Source organism: Pseudomonas maioricensis, from assembly GCF_022790535.1.
Lineage (GTDB): Bacteria > Pseudomonadota > Gammaproteobacteria > Pseudomonadales > Pseudomonadaceae > Aquipseudomonas > Aquipseudomonas maioricensis.
On sequence record NZ_LOHG01000014.1, the window covers coordinates 40,273 to 65,647 of the forward strand.

Below are 25,375 nucleotides of genomic sequence, written 5' to 3' on the forward strand. Positions count from 1 at the left end.
CCAATGCTCGCCAACGCCCAACAGACACCAGAACTTCCGCTGAGCAAACGCCTGAAAGCAGGAAGCACCCGCGACCATGACAGCGTCGACACGCTGGTCATGCAATCACGCCCGTTCGAAGACAATCAACGCTACGGTTGCTTCTTGCGCCTTCAGCATCGCTTTCATGGTGCCATTCATGACCTGTACGGCGATGCAGATCTGAATCAGTTGCTGCCCGGTCTTAGGGATCTGCCTCGTTTTGACGCCGTGTGCGCCGATATGAAAGACCTCGGCCTGTCGGTTCCTGCAGCCCCGACCACAGTGAAACCGCATTCCATGCACGCTGCAATCGGCTGGCTGTACTGTGCGGAGGGCTCGAATCTGGGTGCAGCGTTTCTCTTCAAGGAAACCCAGCAGATGGGTTTCAACGCTGAACACGGTGCGCGCCACCTTGCCGCCCACCCCGACGGCCGTGCGCTGCACTGGCGTCAGTTCGTGACATTGCTGGATGGTTTGAACCTGGACGAAGCGCAAAAAGCCGAAGCGATTCAGGGCGCCATTGACGCTTTCGATTTCTATCGCAGTGCCCTGCGTGAGTGCTTTCACTGAGTGAGCGCTCGCCCGGCCCCCGCCCTCTTTGATAACGCGCTGTCGCTGGCAAGCACCGGACTCTGTAGGAGCTCACCGAGGTTACGAGGCCAGCGATGGCGGTTTGTCTGACATACCGCTATCACTGGCCTCTTCAGCTCGATGGCCTCCGACGGACCAGGGTCAATTTAACCACTGCCATGGCGTCATCTTTGTCACCATCATCAGCACGATGACAAACATCCCCGCGAAACCGCAGATCCCCATCCAGAACCATTTGCGATAGGCGCTGTGATATCGCTCATCCAGCGACAAACCTTGCTCAGCAGCGCTGAACGCCAACCTGTGCAAGCGCTTTTGCAGCACCAGCACAGGCAGCCAGAGCGCGCCCACCGTGAAGAAGATCAGCAACGAGGTCAGCAGCCATGGCGACGTCAAAGGCAGCCCGGCAAGCCTGACCAGCGCATAGCCTGTGGCGACTTGCAGAAAACCTGCCGGGGTCGTGATCCAGGTATCGAAACGTACAACCATTGCGCAGACGGGCGCAATGACCTGCGGATTTCGCGTGCGGTTGGCGGCAATCAGATAAAGGAAAGAACCCATGCCGAATCCGAACAGGAAAATCGCGGCGATAACATGCAAATACTTCAGCCCCAAATAGAGCATCAGTCAGCCCTGCTCACCGGAGAAGCACACCGACAGCCGAACATTCTGCGGATCACCAATGGCGGTCAGATACTCATCAACGCTAACTTCCCCTACACACGGCCGTGCGCCAGGCTCGGGACGGTAATCCTGTGCGGCCTTCGCAATCAGTGCGACAGCAGCGCAACTGGGAATTTCCGGACCTTTGTCGCGGTAGGCGGTGAGCTGAACGTTCATCGTTAGCGGCTTACCCTCCACACCGATGCCCTGGACATCGATGTACATCGCGCTGCGGCCGTCACCGAAGCGCTCGAACAAAGTGCCCCAGCGATGCAGCCGTGCGGCCCAGCCAAGACGGTCCTTAACCACTCCGGCGCGCAGTGTGGCCGCCAGAAGATAATTGGCCACGCCCCCAAGCTTGAGCCCTGACCCTGCTTTGAAACTGAGCGTGTGCGCACCATAACGACTGCCAAATATGTCGATATCCGGAACGTCGACATTAGCCAGAACCCGACGCCCCAGGTGCGGCATGTTGCGTAGCGTCAGGTCCTGCCAACCGGAGACCTCATGGACCTGGCCATTCCTGAGCTGCTTGATCGGCTTGCCAGCGTAGGCAAGCACTCCTTCGACAGTCGACAAACCTGGCATTTTTGCGGAGGAGGATATGCCATGCTCGATAGCATCAATGCGACTGAAGCGATGACGGTACTGGTCAATAATGGCTGACGAAAGCGTGGGAACCGAACTGCATCCGCTCAAAATCGTAACGTTCGCTTGCCTCGCAGCAGCGTCGAGAATGCCAATGCCGTTGACGAAGGTGCGGCAGTCGGCCAGATCGCAGTAGTGCACTCCGGCCTCTATGCACGCTTGAGCAACCGCATAGGACTGGCCCTGAAAAGGCCCACCGGTATGGATCACCCACTGAATATCCAGCGTGCGCAACACCGAACCGAAAGTGGCTCCCATGGCATCACCGCACCAACTCTCGCAAACAATGGCCGATTCACACTGAAGTTCGTCAACTTTGTTGGCCAGCTTATCGGCATTGCGGCCGGCGACGACGAGGTCCACGCCTGACATGGAGATCAAGTGACGGCAGACAATGCTGCCAAAATTCCCGTATCCGCCGACAACCATGACTCTGAGCGACATTTGAGCTTCCCTGTTTTCAATGCTGCATAGGCCAGTACGATTTTGCTCGACTGATATCTGACAGGTCCATCGTGTCAGGATCAGAGCTTTCTTACAGGCAAAAAAAAACCCGAAAATCCTCACTTTCGTGGGCCTTTCGGATTTTTAAAACTGCAAAAAATGGTGGGTCGTGTGGGATTCGAACCTACGACCAATTGGTTAAAAGCCAACTGCTCTACCAACTGAGCTAACGACCCTCTGTTGCGTGGCGCGTATATTACTGATTTATATGAGTAATTCAACACCTAATTTCAATTATTTTAAAAATATCGTGTTGGGTCACTGATTCCGGCGACTGCGAAGCCTTCTGCGCGCAGGCGGCAGCTGTCGCATTTGCGGCATGCACGGCCTTGATCATCAGCTTGATAGCAGGAAACCGTCAGGCCGTAATCAACGCCCAAACGCACCCCGGCCTTGACGATATCGGCCTTGCTCAGATTCTGCAGCGGCGCCTGAATAGTGAAGCCCTGGCCTTCTACACCTGCTTTGGTAGCGAGGTTGGCCATGCGCTCGAATGATTCGATGAACTCAGGTCGGCAGTCCGGATAGCCGGAGTAATCCACCGCGTTGACGCCGATGAAAATGTCGCGTGCGCCGAGCACTTCTGCCCAGCCCAGCGCGAGGGACAGAAAGACAGTGTTGCGCGCCGGCACATAAGTGACCGGAATGCCTTCACCGGGAGTTTCAGGAACAGCGATGGAATCATCGGTCAGCGCCGAGCCACCGATACCATTAAGATTCAGGCCAATGACCTTGTGTTCGGCCACACCCAGATCGCGAGCAACGCGCGCTGCTGCGTCCAGCTCGGCGCGATGACGCTGGCCGTAATCGAAACTCATGGCGTAGCAGGTGTAGCCCTGCTCACGTGCCATCGCAACGACAGTGGCCGAGTCGAGGCCGCCGGACAGGAGAATTACCGCTCTTTTTTCAGTCATGGTTGCTTCACTCATCTCAGCGCCCCGGCTCATCGTTCCAGAGAAATTTATGCAGCTGCATTTGCAGGCGTACAGGCAGGTTGTCGGCGACGATCCAGTCCGCCAGGTCTCGGGCATTCAGTTGGTGGTGGCTAGGCGAAAACAACACCTCACCGGCACGACGCTCCAGACCGTACTGAATGAGCTTGGAGACCGCCCAGTCGTAGTCTTCGCGGGAGCAAAGCACAAACTTGACCTGATCGTTAGGCGTCAACAGCTCGATATTCTCGTAGCGGTTGCGGGTGACTTCCATGGAACCTGGCGTTTTCAGGTCCACAACGCGGCTGACGCGCGGATCGACCGCCGAAATATCCAGCGCACCGCTGGTCTCCAGCGACACCTCATAGCCCGCATCACAGAGACGCTTGAGCAACGGGATGGCATTGGGCTGAGCCAGCGGCTCGCCGCCAGTCACACAGACGTAGCGCGGGCGATAATCAGCCACTTGGCCGAGGATGTCGTCCAGGGTCTGAATCGTGCCGCCAGTGAACGCGTAGGCGCTGTCGCAATACTGGCAACGAAGCGGACAGCCCGTCAACCGGACAAAAACAGTGGGCAAGCCCGCTGTGCGAGTCTCACCCTGCAACGAGTAAAAGACTTCGGTGATGCGTAACGTTTCTTGCATATGGGCCACGGGCGTAACAGCTAAACAGGCCGTCCGCCTCCGTCAGGCACTTCAAAGCACCCTGCAATCGCAGAATCCAGAGAAGCGTATTTAAAAGTACCGAAAAATCGGGTGCCGAATTCTAACGAAAAAAGCCGCGACAAGCGCGGCTTTCTTGAATTTCGGGTCAGAACCTTAAAGGCGCTGAAGATCCCGTTGCGCCAGCTGAGCGGCTGAGGTGCCCGGATATTGCGCTACAACCTGCTGCAAAATGCCTTTCACCTTGTCGGTATTACCGAGGCGGCGCTCGACGTCAGCAAGCTTGTAAAGCGAATCAGGCACTTTGGCGTGCTTTGGATAAAGCTGGCTGACCTTGGCAAAAGCCTGACCCGCGCCTTGCAGATCACCTTTGGCCAGGTTCACCTCACCCAACCAGTACTGGGCGTTGCCCGCGTAGGTGCTGTTTGGGTATTTGCGAAGGAAAGCGCCGAAAGCCTGGCTGGCTTTGTCGAAATCCTTGGCTTTGATCAGGTCGAAGGCTGCTTCGTAATAAAGCTTCTCCTTCGCAGGATCCGGTGGTTCAGTACCAGCAGACGGCGCTTGCGCGGCCGGTGCTGCTGGTGTCCCGCTGGCGTTGATATCGCCGCCAGCCGGTTGAGAATTATTGGAAGCCGCTGCGGCTGCGCCGCCTGCTCCTATGCGTGAATCCAGATCCTGATATCGCTCAAGCGCTTCTTGCTTCATGCGCTGGATATCGTTTTGCTGGACCTCGACCATACCGCGCAACCGCGCGATTTCGTCCTGCATCTGTTGCAACTGCATGAACAGCTGACCTTGTGCCGAGGGTTGGGCCGTAACCCCTCCCCCGGCATAGGCGCCAGACGTGCCATAACCAGCTGGCGGATAACTGCTGCTGCCAGAGCCAGAATTGTTATCGACCACAGGAACCGCACCCCACGCAACTAGTGGAAGGGTGAGGGCCAAAACGGTTAGAGCACGTCGGCACGTTCGCATGTCAAATTACTTACGCAGTTCGACGCGACGGTTTTGAGCCCAGGACTGCTCGTCGTTGCCGGTAGCAACTGGACGCTCTTCGCCGTAGGAAACCAGTTCCAGCTGAGCTGGGGAAACACCTTGCAGAACCAGGTAGCGTTGAACGGCTTTCGCACGACGCTCGCCCAGTGCCATGTTGTACTCACGAGTACCACGTTCGTCGGTGTTGCCTTCCAGAACTACGCGAGCGCCGTTGGCTTTCAGGTCCTTGGCGTGTACGTCCAGAGCGCGCAGGGCTTCTGGTTTCAGGTCCGAACTGTCGTATTCGAAGTAGAAGGTGGTGATTGCGCGCAGAGCAGCTTCTTCGCTCAGGCTGCCATCAACGGCACCAGTGTTTGCGCCGTAACCAGCGTTAGGATCAACAGCGCCTTCGCCAGCGTTGTCGCCGCCTTTGGAAGAGCAACCTACAGCTACAGCCATGGCCAGAGCCAGCGCAGCAAATTTACCAAACTTCAGCATTTCCATCGTGAAACTCCTAATGAACCCCAGTGTGTTAAGCAAATCTTTTTGTGTAGCGCCGCGTCAGTTCAGGTAAGGGGACCAGGACGGTTCTCTGACTTCGCCTTGAGCGGTAGGAAGCGGGAGCCTTACGCGTCCATTAATGGACACGAGCATCAAGACTCCCCGGCCCTGCTGGCGGGTGGCGTAGATTACCATGGTGCCGTTGGGCGCAACAGTAGGCGACTCATCAAGGTTGCTATCTGTGAGGATTTTTACACTTCCGCGCGCCAAATCCTGAACAGCAACCTTGAAATTAGTGAAGCCGTCCTGCCGGTGAATCATTACCAGCGTCTTTTCATCGGCTGACAATTTCGGGTTGGCGTTGTAGTTGCCGACGAAAGTTACACGTTCAGCACCACCACCATTGATATTTGTTTTGTAAATCTGCGGTTTGCCGCCACGGTCCGACGTGAAGTACAGCGTCGAGCCATCTTTACCGAAGAACGGTTCGGTATCAATAGACGAATCGTTGGTTACGCGACTCAACTGACGCGAAGCCAGATTCATCACATAAACCTCCGGGTTACCGTCCTTCGACAACACGAAAGCCAGCTTGGTGCCATCAGGTGACCAGGCAGGCGCGCCGTTCAGGCCTTCAAAGTTGGTGATCTGCTCGCGGCGACCGGTATCGATGTGCTGAACGAAGATGCGCGGACGCTTCTGCTCAAACGATACATAGGCAATACGCTTGCCATCGGGTGCGAAGCGCGGCGACAGGATCGGCTCACGAGATTGCAACAGGGTCACTGCACGAGCACCGTCGTAGTCCGAACGCTGCAACGTGAAACGGGTGTTGTTCTCGGAGAAGCGCTCAGCAGTCACGTACAGCATACGAGTGGAGAAAGCGCCCTTGATGCCGGTCAGTTTCTCGAACGACTGATCCGCAATATAGTGCGACATGTCGCGCAATTGATCAGTAGTACCCGACACGTTGCCGGTCAGTACCTGCTGCTCGGTCGCCACGTTGAACAGTGCATATTGCACCTGCAGACGACCGCCTGCAGGAACGATATTACCGACCATCACGTATTGCGCACCCAGTGCTTTCCAGTCACGGAAGATGACTTCGCTGGCCTGGCTTGGCTGGCTGATCATGTTCTGACGCGCGATCGGGGCGTAGTAGCCCGAATTGCGCAGGTCATTGCCGATGATTTCCGACATGTCCTCTGGCAACACGTTGCCGCCCTGCCAGCCAAAAGGCACAACAGCAATAGGCGTTGCACGGTCACTGCCGCTGGTGACCAGAATGTTCTTCTCTTCTGCACTGACCATGCCGGCCGCACAACAGAGAACGACTACTAGTAGTCCTCGAAAAAGCTTGATCACAAGGCTAGATCTCCAGGTGTAAATGTCATCTTGAATGAACGATAGGGAGCGAAGTCCGCGGCCTTCATACCCTGCATTTCTGTCAAGCGGCCAATGTTCTTGACTGCTGCGACTGCTGAACTGTCAAACGGCCCGTCTCCGCTGGATTTGGCAACCGATACCGAGGCAATAGTGCCGTCCGGCAACATACCAATCTGCAGCGTAACGGACATGTTGTTACGTGCTGATGGTGGTCGACTCCAGCCCTCGGAGGCACGAACACGAATCAGATCGTCGAAACTACCCGCGACTTCATCACCCTGCTCATCCGCCAACGCCTGTTGCCGTTCCGGTTTATCGGAAAGCAGGTCAGCCAAGGCCTGAGCCTTTTTGTCTTCAGCAGATTTGCGAGCTGCTTCCTGCGCCTTCTTGGCAGCATCGGCAGTGGCTTTCTTCTTCGCGTCGTCAGCTGCTTTCTTTTTAGCGTCTTCGGCAGCCTTTTTCTTGGCATCCTCAGCCGCTTTTTTCTTCGCATCGTCGGCAGCCTGCTTCTTGGCTTCCTCGGCTGCAGCTTTCTTGGCGTCTTCCTCGGCCTTTTTCTTGGCGTCGTCTTCAGCTTTTTTCTTGGCTATGTCGGCCAGCTGTTTTTCTTCAGCTTTTTTGGCATCAGCCTTCTTGGCTTCATCAGCTTTCTTCGCTTCGTCGGCCTTTTTTGCCTCGGCCGCTTTCTGCGCTGCTTCTTCAGCCTTCTGTTCTTCCGCTTTTTGAGCAGCCTCTTCTTTCTTTTGTTCCGCAGCTTTTACAGCTTCCTGCTTTTCCTGCTCGACTTTCTTCTGTTCCAACTGCTCGACTTCGGTTTGTCGAGCAGCGGTCTTCTTCGCCTCGCCAGCAATTTTCTGGTTGGTCTGGGTCGTCGCCTGACTCTTGGATTTGAGCTGGTACAGGGTGGCCTGCACGATAGGCTTGGATTCGGGCAATTCCGGAGTCATGGCAAAGCTGACAAACAGCAAACCAAAAATCAGGACGTGCAACGCCACGGCCCAGACACTAGGCCAGAAATAATTCTCCGAGGCGGACGGCTCTCGAATTGGCTGCATCAGGGGGCCTCAGTAATCAAGCCGACATTCCCGACCCCGGCTTTCTGCAGCCCACCCATGGTGCCCATGACCGAACCGTAATCAACGGTTTTGTCGCCACGAATGAAAACCTGCGTCTGCTTGCCAGCTTCACGGCCAGCGGCAACGATTTTGGTCACGGCAGAGGTCAACTGCGGCAAGGTCATTGCCTTGTCCATCTGCTTGTCGGTGTCGACTTCGCTGCCAAGATTCCAGTAGTAGGTCTTGTCAGCCTTGATCGAAATAGTCAGGACCTGATTGTTGTTGTCTTGCGGCAAAGCCTCGCTGGAGACTTTGGGCAAATCCACTTTCACGCCCTGATTGATCATGGGAGCGGTGACCATAAAAATGACCAGCAGCACCAACATCACGTCGATGTAAGGCACTACGTTCATTTCGGCGACCGGCTTGCGTTTTCTGCGGCGATCTCGAGCGATTAAAGCCATTGGGAATTACCTGCTCACTCTTCGCTGGTGTGCACTTTACGGTGCAGGATGGCCTGGAATTCCTCGGCGAAGGTGTAGTAACGACTAATCAAGGTTTCGCTGCGAGCGGCAAAACGGTTGTAGGCGATTACTGCAGGGATCGCCGCGAACAGGCCAATGGCTGTTGCGATCAGTGCTTCGGCAATGCCGGGTGCAACGGTGGCGAGTGTCGCCTGTTGCGCCGTGGCCAGACCGCGGAAGGAGTTCATGATCCCCCAGACGGTACCGAACAAGCCGATGTACGGGCTGACGGAGCCAACGGTGGCCAGATAAGGCAGACCCGATTCGAGTTTCTCTTCCTCACGCGAGATGGCAACACGCATGGCACGAGCCACGCCTTCCATCACGGCCTCTGGATCGACACCTGCCTGCTGACGCAGACGCGAGAACTCTTTGAAGCCGGCACGGAAGATCTGCTCCACACCCGAATCAGGGTCTGGATTGCTGCCCGCCTGACGGTACAGTTTGGACAGATCGATACCGGACCAGAAACGCTCCTCGAAGCTGTCCAATGCCCGGCGCCCAGCACGCAGCATGTTGCTGCGCTGAAAAATCATGATCCATGAAGTGACTGAAGCAGCCACCAGGATCAGCATGACCAACTGAACGACAATGCTGGCATTACTGACCAAACTCCACATGGAGGAATGGTCGACGACGTTAGCTTCCACGCTTGCTCTCCTGCTCTGTATGTGTACCCGCGCCGCTCTGGTCGGCAAAGGCCGTACGCAAAGCTTCGGGAATGGCCCGGGGTTTCAAACTATCGGCGTTTACACACGCCACCAAGAACTGCCCCTCACAGAGCAGCGTTGCATCCGCAGCCCGCCTGACTTCCTGTTTGAAGCGCAGGCTGACACGGTTCAATTCGATTACTTCAGCGCTGACCAGCAGTTCGTCATCCAGTCGCGCCGGCTTGTGATAACGCGCCTCGCTGGAATGCACAACAAACAACAGACCTTCCTTCGCCATTGAGGATTGGGCGAACCCCAAATCCCGCAGCCGCTCGGTACGAGCCCGCTCCATGAATTTCAGATAATTGACGTAGTAGACGATGCCGCCTGCATCGGTGTCCTCGTAATAAACGCGACAGCGATGTGCGAACGACTGAACCCCGTTTTGCGCGCGCATACTCTAGTGCTTACTCCTCAGGTTGCCAATCCGCCACGGCAACTGTTTTTCAACGTTTTACCGGTTATTTCGTGTCGACCTGACGCAGCTGCCAGTCTGACCGCGCAAACTCCGAATAAATCAGTGTTTTGCGCTTTTTTAAATGTCTTCATCTGCAACAAATTGTTCGGCACCTGGCATCTCCCCCATTCGGGAAGGAATGTTCAGACCGAAGTGCAAATAGGCATGCCGGGTCACGACCCGTCCACGTGGTGTGCGCATGATATAGCCTTGCTGGATCAAATAGGGTTCCAGCACGTCTTCAATGGTATGGCGTTCTTCGCTGATCGCAGCAGCCAGACTGTCGACACCCACAGGACCGCCGTCAAACTTTTCGATCATGGTCAACAGCAAACGCCGGTCTTGATGATCGAAGCCGCGCTCGTCGACATCGAGCAGATTGAGCGCCAGATCAGCGATAGGCTTGGTAATCTCGCCTTTACCGCGTACTTCGGCAAAATCCCTCACCCGGCGCAACAGGCGATTGGCGATCCGCGGCGTGCCACGCGCCCGGCGAGCAATCTCAAATGCACCCTCCGGTTCAATGGGCAGCCCCAGAATACCTGCGGAGCGGGACACGATAGTTGCCAGATCCGCGATGCTGTAGAACTCCAGACGCTGCACAATACCGAAACGGTCACGCAACGGATTCGTCAGCATACCTGCCCGGGTGGTTGCACCAACCAGGGTAAACGGCGGCAGATCAAGCTTGATCGAGCGAGCCGCAGGCCCTTCGCCGATCATGATGTCTAGCTGGAAGTCCTCCATCGCCGGGTAAAGGACTTCTTCAACGATAGGCGACAGCCGGTGAATCTCGTCGATAAAGAGAACATCGTTAGGTTCAAGATTGGTTAGAATCGCCGCAAGATCGCCCGGCCGCTCCAGTACAGGGCCGGACGTGCTCTTGATTGAAACCGACATTTCCTGGGCAATGATATTGGCCAATGTGGTCTTGCCCAAACCGGGCGGGCCGAAGATCAGCGTGTGGTCGAGCGCTTCGTTACGTCCGCGCGCGGCCTGGATAAACAACTCCATCTGCTCGCGCACCGTCGGCTGACCAATATAGTCGGCAAGGCTTAGTGGACGAATCGCGCGATCAATCTGTTCATCACGATCACGGCCGCCACTGGCGGTTATCAGGCGGTCAGCATCAATCACTTAAGCCATTCCCTTCAAGGCACGTCGAATCAAATCTGCGCTGCTCAAGTCTTTTTCCTTGATAGCGGAAACCGCTTTGCTCGCTTCCTGAGGCTTGTAGCCCAGGGAAATAAGCGCGCTGACCGCATCGTTCTCAGCTGTCGCGACAGGCTCCGGCGCATTTGGCCCGCTGGACACCAGCGCAAAAGTCCCAGGCAAGGTTTCCCAGGCCTTGAAGCGGTCCTTCAGCTCAACGAGCAGGCGCTCGGCAGTCTTTTTACCTACGCCTGGAATACGGGTCAAAGCAGAAGTGTCCTGAGCCTGAACGCAACGTACCAACTCATCCACTTCCAGACCAGACATCAAGGCCAGCGCCAGTTTCGGACCTACACCATTCAGGCGTATCAACTCCCGAAACAGCTCGCGCTCACGCTTTTCATAAAAACCATACAGCAGGTGTGCATCCTCGCGGACCACAAGGTGAGTATGCAGCGTCACCGGCTCGCCGACATGCGGCAAGCGGTAGAGCGTGGTCATGGGGACCTCGATCTCATAACCGACACCGTTCACATCAAGCACCAGATGCGGCGGCTGTTTCTCAGCCAAAAAGCCGCGTAAGCGTCCAATCACGTATCAAATCCTTTCGTATTGTCGGCCAGACCACGTGACCAACGCGAAACAGTGTTCGCAATCATTGCAGGCATGACACAGCCTGCAAGCAGAAATGTTAAAGCAGATGATGCTAACAGAGACACAGCCCCACTATCGCAAGCATTAGAGACGCAGGCGACCACCGCGACTGCGAGCCGTGTTCAAGCCGTGAGGAATCAGGCTTGAACGCGTGTGCGCATGGCACAGGGCGATCGCCAGGGCATCCGAAGCGTCGATTTGCGGCTTCTGGGTCAACTTGAGCAAATGCATGACCATCATCATCACTTGCTCTTTATTCGCCCCCCCGGTGCCAGCGACAGCTTGCTTGACCTGAGTCGCCGAATATTCGGCAATCTCCAGCCCCTCTTCGGCCCCCGCAACAATCGCAGCGCCTCGTGCCTGGCCCAGCTTCAAGGCCGAGTCAGCGTTACGCGCCATAAAAACCTTTTCAATGCCCATGGTCACGGGACCGTAGGTCTGAATGACTTCCCTCACCCCGCGAAACACAATCTGCAAGCGCTCATGCAGCTCGCCACTGCCGGTGCGAATACAGCCCGACGCCACGTAAACACAGCCACGCCCGGTATCTCTTACCACGCCATAACCAGTGATTCGGGAGCCGGGGTCTATACCAAGAATAAGAGTCATAAAGCCTGCAGCTTGAGAAGTGATACTCAGCGAAGATCGCAGCATAAAGGCAGAAGCCGAAGGCCGATAGCGATGTCAGCACATCGCCACCGGCCTCCGGCCCCTTTTTGTCCTGCAGAAATCTGTCAGCCCAACTGTTCCATGACTTCGTCCGGAATTTCAGCATTGGAATAGACGTTCTGTACGTCATCCAGGTCTTCGAGCATGTCGATCAGCTTGAGCACCTTTTCTGCTGTTTCCAGATCAAGTACCGCGCTGGTCGTCGGCAACATCACGATTTCAGCGTCCGTAGCGTTGAAGCCAGCAGCTTCAATAACATTGCGAACCGCGTAAAAACTGGAAAACGAGGTAAAGACATCAATGCTACCGTCGTCATTGGTGACGATATCATCGGCGTCAGCTTCCATTGCAGCTTCGGTCAGAGAGTCTTCATCAACACCGGCCGCAAACGAGATCTGACCTTTACGATCGAACAGGTACGCGACAGAACCATCTGTACCCAGGTTGCCGCCACACTTGGTGAACGCATGACGCACGGCTGCCGCAGTGCGATTACGGTTGTCAGTCATGGTTTCAACCATAATCGCAACGCCACCCGGGCCGTAGCCTTCGTAGCCGAGCTCTTCGACATCATCACCATCTGCTGCACCGGTGCCTCGAGCCACCGCGCGGTCAATGGTGTCACGGGTCATGTTTGCACCAAGAGCCTTGTCCAGCGCCAGACGCAGACGTGGGTTGGAGCCGGGATCGCCACCGCCCTGACGGGCCGCAACAGTCAGTTCACGGATCCACTTGGTAAAAATCTTGCCCTTCTTGGCATCCTGACGCTCTTTGCGGTGCTTGATGTTCGCCCACTTAGAATGACCTGCCATATCTCGCTCCAGATTCTTTTTCAAACACCTTCGCCTTTCGCCCATCGATAAAGAGGCAAAAGGATTTACTTGATCAGGGGTACAGCCATGCGGAACGCGCTCCCACCAGATGGAGGAACGCGCCCCTGCTAGCGTTACTCAGCCTTTGGCTGTTCACGCAAGCGGATGTGCAGTTCACGCAAGGCCTTGGCATCCACAACGCCAGGTGCCTGGGTCATGACGTCAGCAGCGCTCTGGGTTTTCGGGAACGCGATCACTTCACGAATAGACTGGGCGCCGGTCATCAGCATGACCAGACGATCCAGACCGAACGCCAGACCACCGTGCGGTGGTGCGCCGTACTTCAGGGCGTCGAGCAGGAAGCCGAACTTCTCCTGCTGCTCGTCCTCAGCGATACCCAGCAGACGGAACACCGCCTGTTGCATTTCCTTGCGATGGATACGGATCGAACCGCCACCCAGCTCGGTGCCGTTGAGTACCATGTCGTAGGCACGGGACAGAGCGGTTGCCGGGTTGGCCTCCAGTTCTTCCGGTGTGCACTTCGGCGCGGTGAACGGGTGGTGCAATGCAGTGAAGCTGCCGTCGTCGTTCTCTTCGAACATCGGGAAGTCAACAACCCACATCGGCGCCCACTCGCAGGTGTGCAGCTTGAAGTCGTTGCCGACTTTGATGCGCAGCGCGCCCAGGGCCTCGCTGACGATCTTGGCTTTGTCTGCGCCGAAGAACACGATATCGCCATCCACCGCGCCAACACGATCCAGGATCACGTTGAGGTTGGCTTCCGGGATGTTCTTCACGATTGGCGACTGCAAGCCTTCAACACCCGCAGCGCGCTCGTTGACCTTGATATACGCCAGGCCTTTGGCACCGTAGATGCTGACGAACTTGGTGTAATCGTCGATCTGCTTGCGCGGAATGCTCGCCCCGCCCGGAACTCTCAACGCGGCAATACGGCATTTCGGATCGTTGGCCGGACCGCTGAACACCTTGAAATCAACTTCTTTGAGTTGGTCGGCAACGTCAACCAGTTCCAGCGGGTTACGCAGGTCTGGCTTGTCTGAACCGTAGCGACGCATGGCTTCCTCGAAAGTCATGTGCGGGAAATCACCGAACTCCAGGTCCAGTACTTCCTTGAACAACTGACGAATCATCTTCTCGGTCAGGCCGATGATGTCTTCTTCATTGAGGAAGCTGGTTTCGATGTCGATCTGGGTGAATTCAGGCTGACGGTCGGCTCGCAGGTCTTCGTCGCGGAAGCATTTGGCGATCTGGTAGTAACGGTCAAAACCGGCAACCATCAGCAGTTGCTTGAACAACTGCGGGGATTGCGGCAAGGCAAAGAAGCTGCCTGGGTGTGTGCGGCTAGGTACCAGATAGTCGCGAGCGCCTTCCGGGGTAGCACGCGTCAGGATTGGCGTCTCAACGTCGAGAAAGCCATTGTCATCCAGATAGCGACGAATACTGGTAGTGATGCGCGAACGCAGACGCAGCTTCTCGGCCATTTCCGGACGACGCAGGTCAATGAAGCGATAGCGCAGGCGGGTTTCTTCGCCCACATCGGAATATTCGTTGAGCGGGAACGGCGGAGTTTCCGACTCGTTCAGTACTTCCAGTTCATAACCGAGCACTTCGATGGCGCCGGATGCCATGTTGGTGTTTACGGCACCCGCCGGACGAGCACGCACCTTACCGGTGAGCTTGACGACGTATTCGCTACGAACGCGGTCTGCAGCAGCAAAGGGGTCCGCACGATCAGGGTCAAACACCACCTGAGCCATACCTTCACGATCACGAATATCGAGGAAAATCACACCCCCGTGGTCGCGACGGCGGTGGACCCATCCGCAAAGTGTAATTTCCTGACCTTCCAGGCTCTCGTTCAATTGGCCGCAATAATGGCTGCGCATCATGATGGTCTGTTCACTTCTCGTAATTCGAAATTCGGTGGAGCTTTCGCTCTTGGCTTGCGCTCAATAGTGCAAGAGCCCAGGCACGCGTTCAAGCCATCGGCCCGTCGCTGCGCACTGCAGGCGCAGACGTGCCCGTTTTTAGCAAGGCCGAGGATTATATAGCGTTAATCACGACCGTGCAGCCGCGTAAACCGAACAGATCAAGATAACTTCGCTACGACTGGCAGCACCGGGCACCGCAACCACCAGAGCAAGCTTCAAGGCAGGCCCGCCAAAAAAAAGCGAGCCCGCAGAAAATTGGAGATACCTACGGCGTTATGCCTGCTTCAGATCCATGCTGTCACCTTTTAGCAGATGGGCAACACAGACGACCCTGATGAGACCGCTGAAGTTTTTCACCCCGCCGTAGCGCAAATGCACTTCTCTGTCGATATAAGAAAGCACCGCATTGACAGAACAGTTGTTGGATCTGGCTATGGTTGAGAGGATATTCCAGTAAACATTTTCAAGTCGCAAACAGGTTGCCAGGCCATTAAGCCGTACCGACTTGGAGTGCGGCTGAGCCAGAGACATGTTGAAATCTTCGACAAACGGATCATTACAAATTTTCGCGTGACGCTTCAGGTCTTTTACGTCGCATTCGACCTCTCGAACCATAACGGCTTCTTCTAAACAATAAATTCGGGTCCCTTGAGAAACATTTAAATATAAATAAATGCCTGCCTATCAGGCCCGATTTATGTGTTGATAACCAGCCGCATTAATACTTAAAGCATGTAGGACATCACTACAAACCACAGAGGAATAATGAATAACTCCGACGAGAAGACACTAACTTTACGCAAGGGCAATAAATAGTTATGGCACTTTCAAGAATTCAGGCATTTCGGATGACAAACGCATCACAACCGTTAACGGAGCAGTAAAAACGGGAACATCAGCCTGCGAGGGTGAGGCAGGCGAGCGGCGCCATGCGCCACTCGCCTGATCTATTACTTTGTTTCAAGCATAGAGCGAAGCATCCACGCCGTTTTTTCATGAACCTGCATTCTCTGAGTCAGCAGATCTGCAGTCGGCTCATCACTAACCTTATCCAGAAGAGGAAAAAGACTACGCGCAGTGCGTACTACGGCCTCTTGTCCTTGCACCAGGCTTCTGATCATATCTTCAGCACCCGGCACCCCCTCTTCTTCTTTGATCGAAGAAAGACGGGCATATGTTGTATAAGTGCCCGGAGCCGGGAAGCCCAGCGCACGAATACGTTCGGCAATGGAATCAACCGCCAGGGCCAACTCGTTGTACTGCTCTTCGAACATCAGATGCAGCGTACGAAACATCGGCCCACTGACGTTCCAGTGAAAGTTATGAGTCTTCAGATAAAGAACGTAGGTATCTGCGAGCAAATGAGAAAGACCATCGACGATTGACTTGCGATTCTCTTCGCTGATACCGATATCGATTGCCATGTATTTCCCCTTTCAATTGGTGATTTAAATCCAGCAGGTACAGCAGCCACTGTACCAAGACAGGAGACGAGACGCAGCCCTGTAGTGCAAATACCTGCGCTCCGGCCGGGAAGGCCGGGGCACCAAATGAGAACGACTGACACCGCCCGTCGCTTTGTGTCGCTCAGGGCTGTCTGTGTGCGATGTAACGCAAGCTGTTGATTTGAGTAGCCCTGAGCTTTGCTGTTAAATACACCGCGTGTCTCGGCATCTGACTGATCGGGCTGCTGTGCATAGGCTGAAAGATCACTCGTGCCTCACGCCTTCACTTTTCTAGAAGCGTACCGGGTGCCTTCAGCTATTTCCTTGTGATCCATCTTAATGTGAGTTATCGAAATGTTGAAAATAGTCCACCTGCTAACGGGAGCCGCAGCCCTGCTGCTTTCCTTTATCCCCAGCCTGCGTAGCGAAGCATTGTCTTCTCTATTGCAACCCGATGCGCTTTATCTGGCATTCTTCGGCTTGCTGAATCTTGTCCTGGCACCCGTGATCCCCTACTGGAACAGAGGACCACGTCATCACCTGCAAAATCTGGTCAGCGCACTACTTATCCTTGCTGTTGTTCTTCAAATCCTGACCTTGCTTGTACCGCTGGAAACCATTGCTGGTCAGCCAGCCATCATCGCAGCGCTCAGCGCCGCCCTCATAGCGGTTGCCCTGCACCTGGCCGTCAGTTTTTACCGGTCCTCTCCTTCACCCGTTGCGCAAAGCCACGACATGACCAACCGCGATACAGGTACCGTAAAGTGGTTTAACACGTCCAAAGGCTTCGGCTTTATTTCGCGTGACTCCGGCGACGATATATTCGTGCATTTCCGGGCCATTCGTGGCGAAGGCCACCGAGTGTTGGTCGAAGGTCAACGCGTAGAATTCTCGGTCATGAATCGCGACAAGGGACTTCAGGCTGAGGATGTGATTGCCGCCTTGCCACGCCGCTGATTTTTACCGCAGTACAAAAAACGGCCTTCTATATAAATAGAAGGCCGTTTTTTTTATGCCACATGGAACTCAATAATGTGGCGGCGGCGCGTCCTCGCCGAAGATTTCGAATTGACTGCCCATCTCTTCCTGACGCTTGAGCATGGCTGCCATCTGCTGCTGCAAGCGGTCCAGTGCCCGCTGCTGGGTAACAAGCACGTCATTAAGCGCCTGAATCGTATCGTCCTGAAAAGCCAGTCGACTCTCCAGATCGGTTACTCGTGCTTCAAGAGTCATGATGACTGCTCCGCAAAGGTGAAATTGCTGACCAGTACCTTTCGCAGATCATCCCTGATCAGCGAGAACTCCTGCGCGGTATAAGGCTGGGCAGGATGCTTGCCCCACACCGGCGCCGGCCACGCGATGTCGGTTTTTCGCCGCACGATGACATGCATGTGAAGCTGGCTGACGACATTACCGAGGGCAGCCACGTTGAGCTTATCGGCGTTGAACAGCTCCTTGAGCAGTTCAGAGAAGGCAGTAGTCTCTGTCCACAACTGCAACTGATCGCTGGCATCCAGCTGGAAAACTTCGGAAATATCAGGGCGTCGCGGCACCAGAATGAACCAGGGGTAATTTGAATCATTGGACAAGAGCAGCCGGCACAACGGGAAGTCGCCAATGAACAATGCATCTTCTTGCAAGCGTGAATCCAGAACGAACACGATATAACTCCTGGTCTACAGGTGAGCATTTGCACAGACTTGTATTTTTAAACCGTCGCGCACTACCTGACAGGATACTCGGGAACAACCACAACTTCACGGGTTTACCTTCTTGTGACCGGTTTACTGCGTGATGATTCGCGCGCCCTCCCCCGAGCTTGCGCCCGGCGACCGCGCACCATTAAGCATCGGCCGACGTTCCTGACGCCCCATTTATGCACAACACTTCACGAGCCATCATTATGACACCTGTTACATATCCCTACAGATATGCAACCGATAACACCGGACTGGAGCCCCCAAAAACGCAATACGTCATATAAATGAAACGAAGCGACGCTACACCTTATTTACCAGCCGCGCCCAAGGCCCACCGTAATGCACGAGGAATTGCCAACGCACCAAAACGACCCACCTCGCACCTACAAACCCACCATTAACGCCTGGGCTACTCAAATTGCACCTTCACAGGTAACGCGACCGACGACCAAGCCCTCGGTCAGGACGGCAAAAGCTCGCAAATTCAAAAAAAATAATTTTATTTTTTATGTTCAAATTCAGTACTTTAGAAAGCAATTCGAAGGTGAATGCTAATTTTTTCACATTTTTTTCTCATTCCGCTAAGCTTTGTGCACGGTTGTTGCTATGTTACTGAGCAAGATTGCATGCACTTCTGGCGGATCAGAAGAAAAAACAGCAATCAGGCAAGATGCGAAGAGGCGGTCCATGGAGGAAACAGACGTAGTGCATAGACTTTTTAACTCTATGCTCATGCATTCGAAGTACAGCAGTAGTTGCATGAAAACTATGTATTTACGACACAGCAGTAATCGTTTGCGACAACGCCGTAAAGATTTTGCAAGGTCAGGTCTGTAACTATCGCCACCCATGCCGGCGTGATATAGATTTCGCCGACACAAAAAGAAAGAGCCGTCCAGATAAAAAAACAGGTGGACGGCAGTACTCTTCTCTTAAAAACCAAAGGAGCAAGTCACGATGAGAGTGATGAAGTGGAGCGCAATCGCACTGGCCGTTACTGCAGCCAGCACTCAATTGGCAACGGCAGCACCGTTCGTCAGTGACCAGGCCGATGCCAAGGGTTTCATTGAGGGCAGCACGCTGGATCTGAAGGCTCGCAACTATTATTTCAACCGCGACAAAAAAGACACCAACGTTGACGACAAAGACTGGACCCAAGGTTTCTGGGGTAACTTCAGTACCGGTTACACCCAAGGCACAATCGGTGTCGGCGTTGAAGCCTTTGGCTATTTCGGCCTTAAGCTGGACGGTCAGGACAAATACTCCGGTTCGGGCAACCTGGTGACTAACAGCCAGGGAGAAAACGAAGATAGCTTCGGCAAAGCCGGTGGCGCCGTTAAGTTCCGCGTTTCGAAAACCGAGCTGAAAGTTGGCGATATGCAGCCGACCAGCCCAGTGTTTGCAGTCGGCGGCTCCCGCTTGCTGCCACAGACCGCTAGCGGTATCAGCCTGCAAAGCAGCGAAATTGCCGGCCTTGATGTTGAAGCAGGTCACTTCTACTCTGGCACCAGCCAGGACGATACCAGCCACAGTGGCGGTATCTACGCCAACTACGCAGGCGTTGAAGCGAAAACCGCTGACTTCGTGGGCGGCAAGTACGCCATCACGGACAATCTCGGTGTCGCGCTGTACGGCGCCAAACTGGAAGATATCTGGAACCAGTACTACGCCAACGTGAACTACGCGTTGCCACTGACTGACTCCCAGTCCCTGGCTTTTGATGCCAACATCTATCGCACCACCGACGCCGGTAGCGCGAAAGCTGGCGACATCAGCAACACGGCTTTCTCTGGCTCTGTTGCCTACTCGTTCGCAGCGGCTCACACCGTCACCCTTGCTTTCCAGAAGATCAATGGTGATACACCATTCGATTACATCGGTATCGGCGACAACAACAAGGGCGGCGACTCGATTTTCCTGAATAACTCGATTCAGTACTCCGACTTCAACGGTCCGGGTGAAAAATCCTGGCAAGCTCGCTACGACCTGAACATGTCTCCATACGGCGTACCGGGCTTGAGCTTCATGACCCGTTACATCAAAGGTTATGACATCGACGGCACCAACCTTTCAGCTAACTCCGCCTACCGCACCAGCGCTGGCGCACCGCTTTATGGCGCAGATGGCAAGCACCACGAAACCAACTTCGAAGCCAAATACGTTGTTCAGGCTGGTCCAGCCAAAGACCTGTCGTTCCGCATCCGTCAAGCATGGCACCGCGCCAACGACGATCAGGGTGAAGGCGACATCAACGAGTTCCGTCTGATTGTCGACTACCCGATCTCGGTCCTGTAATCGCAGTACAGTCTCTCGTTATATGAAAAGCCCGGCTTCGGCCGGGCTTTTTCATTCAAGGGCAAAAGCATTTTCGCAACTCACCTGTAACGGCGTTGGCCTGTACGGGGATAAATGCTGCCCGTACAATGCCCAGTCATTTCCAGTCTCAGCAACCGACAACGGCCTACCATGCGCACCAGTCAATTTTTGCTCGCCACACAGAAAGAAACCCCTTCCGATGCGGTCGTGGTCAGTCACCAGCTGATGCTGCGTGCCGGCATGATTCGCAAACTCGCTTCCGGCCTGTACACCTGGCTCCCCATGGGCTTGCGCGTATTGCGCAAGGTCGAAGTCATCGTTCGCGAAGAAATGGACGCTGCTGGCGCGCTGGAAGTATTGATGCCAGGCATTCAGCCAGCAGAACTGTGGCAGGAATCCGGCCGCTGGGAACAGTACGGTCCTGAACTGATGCGCCTGACAGACCGGCACAACCGTGACTTCTGTCTGGGCCCGACCCATGAAGAAGTCATCACCGATCTGGCCCGCAATGAGCTTAATAGCTATAAACAGCTGCCGATCAACCTGTACCAGATCCAGACCAAATTCCGTGACGAGATCCGTCCGCGCTTCGGCTTGATGCGCGGCCGCGAGTTCGTCATGAAGGACGCCTACTCGTTCCACGCTGATCACGCCTCACTGCAGGTCACCTACGACCGTATGCACCTGGCGTACTGCAACGTGTTCTCGCGTCTGGGCCTGAAATTCCGTCCAGTCGAGGCTGATAACGGCTCGATCGGTGGTGCAGGCTCCCACGAGTTCCACGTACTGGCCGAGTCCGGCGAAGACGATATCGTGTTCAGCGATGGCTCCGATTACGCCGCGAACATCGAGAAAGCCGAGGCCGTGCCACGCGAAACCAGCCGTGGCGCTGCAACTGAAGAGTTGCGCCTGGTCGATACCCCGGATGCCAAGACCATTGCGCAACTGGTGGAAGGCTTCAATCTGCCAATCGAAAAAACCATCAAGACTCTGGTGGTCCACGCCGCAGAAGAAGGCAAGCTGATTGCCCTGATCATTCGTGGCGATCACGAACTGAACGAAATCAAAGCCGCCAAACTCGAGCAGGTCGCAAGCCCGCTGGTCATGGCCTCCGAAGCCGAACTGCGTGCTGCTATTGGTGCCGGTGCTGGCTCGCTGGGCCCGCTGAATCTGCCGCTGCCTTGCATCATCGACCGCTCGGTTGAGCTGATGAGCGACTTTGCCATTGGTGCAAACATCGATGACAAGCACTACTTTGGCGTTAACTGGGAACGCGACCTGCCGGTTCCGGCCGTAGCCGATCTGCGTAACGTAGTAGCTGGCGACCCAAGTCCGGATGGCAAAGGCACTCTCGAAATCAAACGCGGTATCGAGGTCGGCCACATCTTCCAGCTGGGCACCAAGTACAGCGAAGCCATGAAGTGTCAGGTACTGGGCGAAAACGGCAAACCGGTCAACCTGTCCATGGGTTGCTACGGCATCGGCGTATCCCGTGTGGTTGCTGCTGCAATCGAGCAGAACAGTGACGAGAACGGCATTATATGGAATGACACCCTGGCACCCTTCCAGATCGCGCTGGTACCACTGCGTTACGAAACCGAAGCAGTCCGCGAAGCGACCGATAAACTGTATGCCGAGCTGACCGCTGCGGGCTACGAAGTGCTGCTCGATGACCGTGACAAGAAAACCAGTCCGGGCAACAAGTTCGCGGACATGGAGCTCATCGGCATCCCGCATCGCATCGTGGTCAGCGATCGCGGTCTGGCCGAAGGCAATCTGGAATACAAGAGCCGGACCGAGTCCGAAGCCCAGGCCTTGCCGGTTGCCGAGGTACTGTCCTTCATCCAGGGCCGCGTTCGTCGCTGAGTCTTGATGGCGCTCACCAAAGGGTGAGCGCCATCGTTTCAGTCATCACCTGCCTTAATTCGCAAGAGATCTCATGTTCAAGCGATCCCCCCTTAACCTAGGCTGCGTGATTCTTTGCGTATCCCTGGTCAGCGGCTGCGCCAATCAACTGTCGCAACGCAGCGAGCACGAAGAACGTATCGAGCGCAAATTGCTCTCGCACAACGTACAGATCGACCTCGGTGAGCCCAAGACTCTTGAGCTACCACAACGACGTGTGCGCATTCACGAACACAGGACCTTTGAGGTCACCGAATTTGAAGTAACCCGTCTTTACGATCGATACACCCCCTATCAGCCATGGCGGGAAATCTACGAGATCCCCCTCGGCGCAGTGGCGGTCGTTGCGGGTGTTGGCGCAAACGTCGTCAACGTCTTTGCACTGGGCCGTCTACCGGATAGCGTGACCAAGGACTGGATCAACTACGGCGTTGCCGGACTGAACCCCTTCATGAACGCCCCGTCCCACGGTCGTGCCCAACAAAACCTGGCCGGGATCAACGAAGTCCAGCGGGATAAAAGAATCGAAAACTCGACGCTCCCATGGAGTGAACGCCCGGTGTTGGTCAAAGCGGGTTCCCAGAGCCACGAACTCACGACTGATCGCAACGGCGTATTACGCCTGAGCCTGCTGGATAGCCCCTTCGCCGAACAGGACCTGAGCCATGTCACGCGCCTGTATCTGAGCGCTGAAGACGAGCAGGACAATACCCACGCCAACGCAGACCTGGCGGTCAGTCGGACACTGCGCGGTAAATTGATTGAAGCCCACGGACTTATTTATGACGACCTGGAAGATGACGAGGTCAGTCAGTGGGTCTATCGGGTCAAACGCCTTTCGGATCTCGGCCTGGAAGAGGAAGCCAGCGATCTCGAACAAAGCCTGATCGAGATGACCCGTGACGATCCGCAACTGCAGCAGGAATTTTTGAAAGCACTGGCCAAGGATGCGGGTCGACTGGTAGCGGATCCAGGCGCTGAAAAGTGACCTGAAACGCTCTGTTTTTCTGTAGGAGCTGCCCAAGGCTGCGAAGCATTTATCCTGACACAACGCCTTCGCAGCCTTGGGCAGCTCCTACGAGTAACCTGTTTGCTTCGCGATAAGGCGCGGTCAGCGCGCAAACAGCTCCAACTGCTCATGTGCTTTTCGCAAATCATGCAGACGCACACCAATCCCCAGCAAACGGACCGGCTTGCCGCCCCGGGCAAACGCCTGCGTCAGCAGATGCTCGAAGCTGTCCAGATCCCGACCAATCCCTGCCTGCTCAAGTGTCGTCTGGGTGAAATCGTGAAACTTCACCTTCACAAACGGTTTGCCAGGTCGGTATTGCCCCTCCATCCGCTCTATTCGCCCGTTCAGTGTTTCCAGCAGCTCCGGAAGTTTTTCCAGGCAACTGGCCAAATCAGGAAGATCCGTGTGGTACGTATTTTCCACGCTCACCGACTGACGCCTGCTGTCATTTTGCACGGGCCGCTCATCAATCCCACGAGCCAACCCCCACAAGCGCTCGCCGAACGAGCCAAACTCTCGCACCAGTGCCAGCTTTTTCCAGTCACGCAAATCGGTACAACTGATAATCCCCAATCGACCCAGTTTGTCGGCGGTCACTTTGCCAACGCCGTGTAACTTACTGACGGGTAATTGCGCGACAAAATCCTCGACCTGATCCGGAGTGATCACAAACAGGCCATTGGGTTTCTTCCAGTCGCTGGCGATTTTGGCCAGAAACTTGTTAGGCGCGACGCCAGCCGAGACCGTGATATGCAGCTGGTTGGACACCCGCCGCCGAATGTCCTGCGCGATACGCGTTGCGCTGCCGGAAAAATGGCCCGCATCGGACACATCCAGGTAAGCCTCATCCAGCGACAAGGGCTCGATAAGGTCGGTGTAATCACGAAAGATGGTCTGGATTTCTTTGGATGCTTCCTTATAGGCATCCATTCTAGGCTTGACGATGGTCAGGTCCGGACAAAGCTTCAAGGCATGCCGCGAAGACATCGCCGAACGCACGCCGTAAGCCCTTGCCTCATAGTTGCAGGTTGCAATGACGCCTCGCTTGTCCGCAGAGCCCCCCACGGCCAGCGGCTTATTGGCCAACCGAGGGTCATCGCGCATTTCGATGGCTGCATAGAAGCAGTCACAGTCAACATGGATGATTTTTCGCTGCGTCATGTAAGAGTTTTGCGAGAGACGTGGTCGGCCAGTATCTCACTCGTGTCGACATGTGACATCTGGTGATGTGCCGGTCTAACGGAAAACTGACGCAAACCCTCTTCAGAATGACCCTGGATATTGGCTGACAGCCCCGCCTGGCAGTGCTTACAGCCTGTCCGCACGGTCAACAACCTACGCTAACCAATTGAAGGAAAAGCAATTTTTTTGAATTAACAATTGACACCCCTGCGATCCTCTGTAGAATGCCGCCACACAGACGCGGGATGGAGCAGTCTGGTAGCTCGTCGGGCTCATAACCCGAAGGTCGTCGGTTCAAATCCGGCTCCCGCAACCAAACATCAAAAAGGCTACTCGAAAGAGTGGCCTTTTTTGTGCCTGTCGTTTGAGCAGAAAATACGACCATCTGTAGGGGCTGCCGAAGGCTGCGAAGCATTCATCCTGGCGCACCGCGATCGCAGCATTCGGCAACTCCTACAGAAATAGGGGCAGCCTTGCGGATTAGCCCCACCCTTCACGGCTCGTCTTGCACAGCTGTCGGCAAGCACCACCAAAACTCTTTGCAGGTCCGGGACTTAAATCTCCAACCACACAAATCGACCTGTTTTGTCGACTTTTCACATTAATGGTTGACACCTCGCCGTTCGGCTGTAGAATGCCGCCACACAGACGCGGGATGGAGCAGTCTGGTAGCTCGTCGGGCTCATAACCCGAAGGTCGTCGGTTCAAATCCGGCTCCCGCAACCAAACATCGAAAAAGGCTACTCGAAAGAGTGGCCTTTTTTGTGCGCGCCTGAAAAGTAACGCAAGCCTCTGGCGCAGAAAGCAATTTCCGTCCACCCCACCCCACCAAACGCCCTCCTTGTAACGTAATATTACAAAACCCGACAGTTTTACAGCCGTCTGCCGATAGCTGTTTAATAGCTGAACTGTTGCTGAACAGCTCCATGAACGCACAGGCTGCAT

The 25,375-nt window shown here is 55.2% G+C and carries 26 protein-coding genes and 3 tRNA genes; 7 read left to right on the plus strand and 22 right to left on the minus strand.

Annotated elements, in window-relative coordinates; genetic code table 11:
* Positions 1-3: 3 nt before the first annotated feature.
* Complete coding sequence (locus tag AUC61_RS20110) at positions 4-591, plus strand: biliverdin-producing heme oxygenase (RefSeq protein ID WP_243247915.1); 588 nt, start codon at positions 4-6, stop codon at positions 589-591.
* A 162-nt stretch (positions 592-753) separates the two neighbouring features.
* Here AUC61_RS20110 and AUC61_RS20115 read toward each other — a convergent pair whose 3' ends face one another.
* The 19 genes from AUC61_RS20115 to AUC61_RS20205 form a co-directional block, all read right to left on the minus strand.
* Positions 754-1,236 carry a DUF2269 family protein gene (locus AUC61_RS20115; protein ID WP_243247916.1) on the minus strand — a complete coding sequence of 161 codons (483 nt, stop codon included), beginning with the start codon at positions 1,234-1,236 and terminating at the stop codon, positions 754-756.
* Between the two features lie 3 nt (positions 1,237-1,239).
* Positions 1,240-2,367, minus strand: coding sequence for a saccharopine dehydrogenase family protein (locus AUC61_RS20120; protein WP_243247917.1), 1,128 nt, complete (start codon positions 2,365-2,367; stop codon positions 1,240-1,242).
* A gap of 160 nt (positions 2,368-2,527) precedes the next feature.
* Positions 2,528-2,603 (minus strand) — tRNA-Lys (locus AUC61_RS20125).
* 63 nt (positions 2,604-2,666) lie between these two features.
* Positions 2,667-3,341, minus strand: coding sequence for a 7-cyano-7-deazaguanine synthase QueC (gene queC / locus AUC61_RS20130; protein ID WP_243247918.1), 675 nt, complete (start codon positions 3,339-3,341; stop codon positions 2,667-2,669).
* A gap of 16 nt (positions 3,342-3,357) precedes the next feature.
* Positions 3,358-4,005: a 7-carboxy-7-deazaguanine synthase QueE gene (queE, locus tag AUC61_RS20135; RefSeq protein WP_027899121.1), complete on the minus strand. Its 648-nt coding sequence runs from the start codon at positions 4,003-4,005 to the stop codon at positions 3,358-3,360.
* Positions 4,006-4,179: 174 nt separating this feature from the next.
* Positions 4,180-4,998: a tol-pal system protein YbgF gene (gene ybgF / locus AUC61_RS20140; RefSeq protein ID WP_243247919.1), complete on the minus strand. Its 819-nt coding sequence runs from the start codon at positions 4,996-4,998 to the stop codon at positions 4,180-4,182.
* Between the two features lie 6 nt (positions 4,999-5,004).
* On the minus strand, positions 5,005-5,502 hold the full coding sequence (pal, locus tag AUC61_RS20145; protein WP_087274349.1) for a peptidoglycan-associated lipoprotein Pal: 498 nt from the start codon (positions 5,500-5,502) through the stop codon (positions 5,005-5,007).
* 57 nt (positions 5,503-5,559) lie between these two features.
* The gene (gene tolB, locus AUC61_RS20150) at positions 5,560-6,810 is read right to left on the minus strand and encodes a Tol-Pal system beta propeller repeat protein TolB (RefSeq protein ID WP_240350591.1); all 1,251 of its coding nucleotides are present in this window, start codon (positions 6,808-6,810) and stop codon (positions 5,560-5,562) included.
* Positions 6,811-6,860: 50 nt separating this feature from the next.
* Positions 6,861-7,940 carry a cell envelope integrity protein TolA gene (tolA, locus tag AUC61_RS20155; protein WP_243247920.1) on the minus strand — a complete coding sequence of 360 codons (1,080 nt, stop codon included), beginning with the start codon at positions 7,938-7,940 and terminating at the stop codon, positions 6,861-6,863.
* On the minus strand, positions 7,940-8,404 hold the full coding sequence (tolR, locus tag AUC61_RS20160; RefSeq protein ID WP_032630699.1) for a protein TolR: 465 nt from the start codon (positions 8,402-8,404) through the stop codon (positions 7,940-7,942). The genes tolA and tolR overlap by 1 nt, the downstream gene beginning before the upstream one ends.
* 14 nt (positions 8,405-8,418) lie before the next feature.
* Positions 8,419-9,114, minus strand: coding sequence for a protein TolQ (tolQ, locus tag AUC61_RS20165; RefSeq protein ID WP_087274354.1), 696 nt, complete (start codon positions 9,112-9,114; stop codon positions 8,419-8,421).
* Positions 9,104-9,571, minus strand: a complete 468-nt coding sequence (gene ybgC, locus AUC61_RS20170; protein ID WP_243247921.1) for a tol-pal system-associated acyl-CoA thioesterase — start codon at positions 9,569-9,571, stop codon at positions 9,104-9,106. The genes tolQ and ybgC overlap by 11 nt, the downstream gene beginning before the upstream one ends.
* Positions 9,572-9,709: 138 nt before the next feature.
* On the minus strand, positions 9,710-10,768 hold the full coding sequence (ruvB, locus tag AUC61_RS20175) for a Holliday junction branch migration DNA helicase RuvB (RefSeq protein WP_122665119.1): 1,059 nt from the start codon (positions 10,766-10,768) through the stop codon (positions 9,710-9,712).
* Positions 10,769-11,377 (minus strand): Holliday junction branch migration protein RuvA, encoded by a 609-nt coding sequence (gene ruvA / locus AUC61_RS20180; RefSeq protein ID WP_243247922.1) that lies wholly within the window; start codon positions 11,375-11,377, stop codon positions 10,769-10,771.
* Between the two features lie 144 nt (positions 11,378-11,521).
* The gene (gene ruvC / locus AUC61_RS20185; protein ID WP_027898225.1) at positions 11,522-12,046 is read right to left on the minus strand and encodes a crossover junction endodeoxyribonuclease RuvC; all 525 of its coding nucleotides are present in this window, start codon (positions 12,044-12,046) and stop codon (positions 11,522-11,524) included.
* A gap of 125 nt (positions 12,047-12,171) precedes the next feature.
* Positions 12,172-12,918 (minus strand): YebC/PmpR family DNA-binding transcriptional regulator, encoded by a 747-nt coding sequence (locus AUC61_RS20190; RefSeq protein ID WP_122665121.1) that lies wholly within the window; start codon positions 12,916-12,918, stop codon positions 12,172-12,174.
* A 134-nt stretch (positions 12,919-13,052) separates the two neighbouring features.
* Positions 13,053-14,828: an aspartate--tRNA ligase gene (gene aspS / locus AUC61_RS20195; protein ID WP_243247923.1), complete on the minus strand. Its 1,776-nt coding sequence runs from the start codon at positions 14,826-14,828 to the stop codon at positions 13,053-13,055.
* A gap of 315 nt (positions 14,829-15,143) precedes the next feature.
* Entirely contained in the window at positions 15,144-15,485 is a 342-nt protein-coding gene (locus AUC61_RS20200; RefSeq protein ID WP_243247924.1) for a ribbon-helix-helix domain-containing protein, read from the minus strand.
* 335 nt (positions 15,486-15,820) lie between these two features.
* Positions 15,821-16,294, minus strand: a complete 474-nt coding sequence (locus AUC61_RS20205) for a Dps family protein (RefSeq protein WP_027898221.1) — start codon at positions 16,292-16,294, stop codon at positions 15,821-15,823.
* 375 nt (positions 16,295-16,669) lie between these two features.
* Here AUC61_RS20205 and AUC61_RS26445 point away from each other — a divergent pair, with 375 nt between their 5' ends.
* Positions 16,670-17,272 (plus strand): cold-shock protein, encoded by a 603-nt coding sequence (locus AUC61_RS26445; protein ID WP_279291102.1) that lies wholly within the window; start codon positions 16,670-16,672, stop codon positions 17,270-17,272.
* 69 nt (positions 17,273-17,341) lie between these two features.
* On the opposite strand, the gene AUC61_RS20215 is transcribed toward AUC61_RS26445, so the two are convergent.
* Together AUC61_RS20215 and AUC61_RS20220 are read right to left on the minus strand one after the other, a co-directional pair.
* A complete protein-coding gene (locus AUC61_RS20215) occupies positions 17,342-17,548 on the minus strand; it encodes a SlyX family protein (RefSeq protein ID WP_243247926.1) in 207 nt (68 codons plus the stop codon).
* Positions 17,545-17,976, minus strand: a complete 432-nt coding sequence (locus AUC61_RS20220) for an HIT family protein (RefSeq protein ID WP_243247927.1) — start codon at positions 17,974-17,976, stop codon at positions 17,545-17,547. Before AUC61_RS20220 ends, AUC61_RS20215 begins: the two co-directional genes overlap by 4 nt.
* 996 nt (positions 17,977-18,972) lie before the next feature.
* Here AUC61_RS20220 and AUC61_RS20225 point away from each other — a divergent pair.
* From AUC61_RS20225 to AUC61_RS20235, 3 genes are all read left to right on the plus strand, one after another.
* Positions 18,973-20,310 (plus strand): OprD family porin, encoded by a 1,338-nt coding sequence (locus AUC61_RS20225; RefSeq protein ID WP_243247928.1) that lies wholly within the window; start codon positions 18,973-18,975, stop codon positions 20,308-20,310.
* Between the two features lie 171 nt (positions 20,311-20,481).
* Positions 20,482-22,197 carry a proline--tRNA ligase gene (locus AUC61_RS20230; RefSeq protein ID WP_243247930.1) on the plus strand — a complete coding sequence of 572 codons (1,716 nt, stop codon included), beginning with the start codon at positions 20,482-20,484 and terminating at the stop codon, positions 22,195-22,197.
* A 73-nt stretch (positions 22,198-22,270) separates the two neighbouring features.
* Complete coding sequence (locus AUC61_RS20235) at positions 22,271-23,224, plus strand: hypothetical protein (RefSeq protein WP_243247931.1); 954 nt, start codon at positions 22,271-22,273, stop codon at positions 23,222-23,224.
* 123 nt (positions 23,225-23,347) lie between these two features.
* Here the strand turns inward: AUC61_RS20235 and dinB are convergent, their stop codons facing one another.
* Entirely contained in the window at positions 23,348-24,409 is a 1,062-nt protein-coding gene (dinB, locus tag AUC61_RS20240; protein WP_243247932.1) for a DNA polymerase IV, read from the minus strand.
* Between the two features lie 260 nt (positions 24,410-24,669).
* Here dinB and AUC61_RS20245 point away from each other — a divergent pair.
* Both AUC61_RS20245 and AUC61_RS20250 read left to right on the plus strand, forming a co-directional pair.
* Positions 24,670-24,746: transfer RNA gene (locus tag AUC61_RS20245), tRNA-Met, on the plus strand.
* Positions 24,747-25,079: 333 nt separating this feature from the next.
* A tRNA-Met gene (locus tag AUC61_RS20250) sits at positions 25,080-25,156 on the plus strand.
* Positions 25,157-25,375 lie beyond the last annotated feature (219 nt).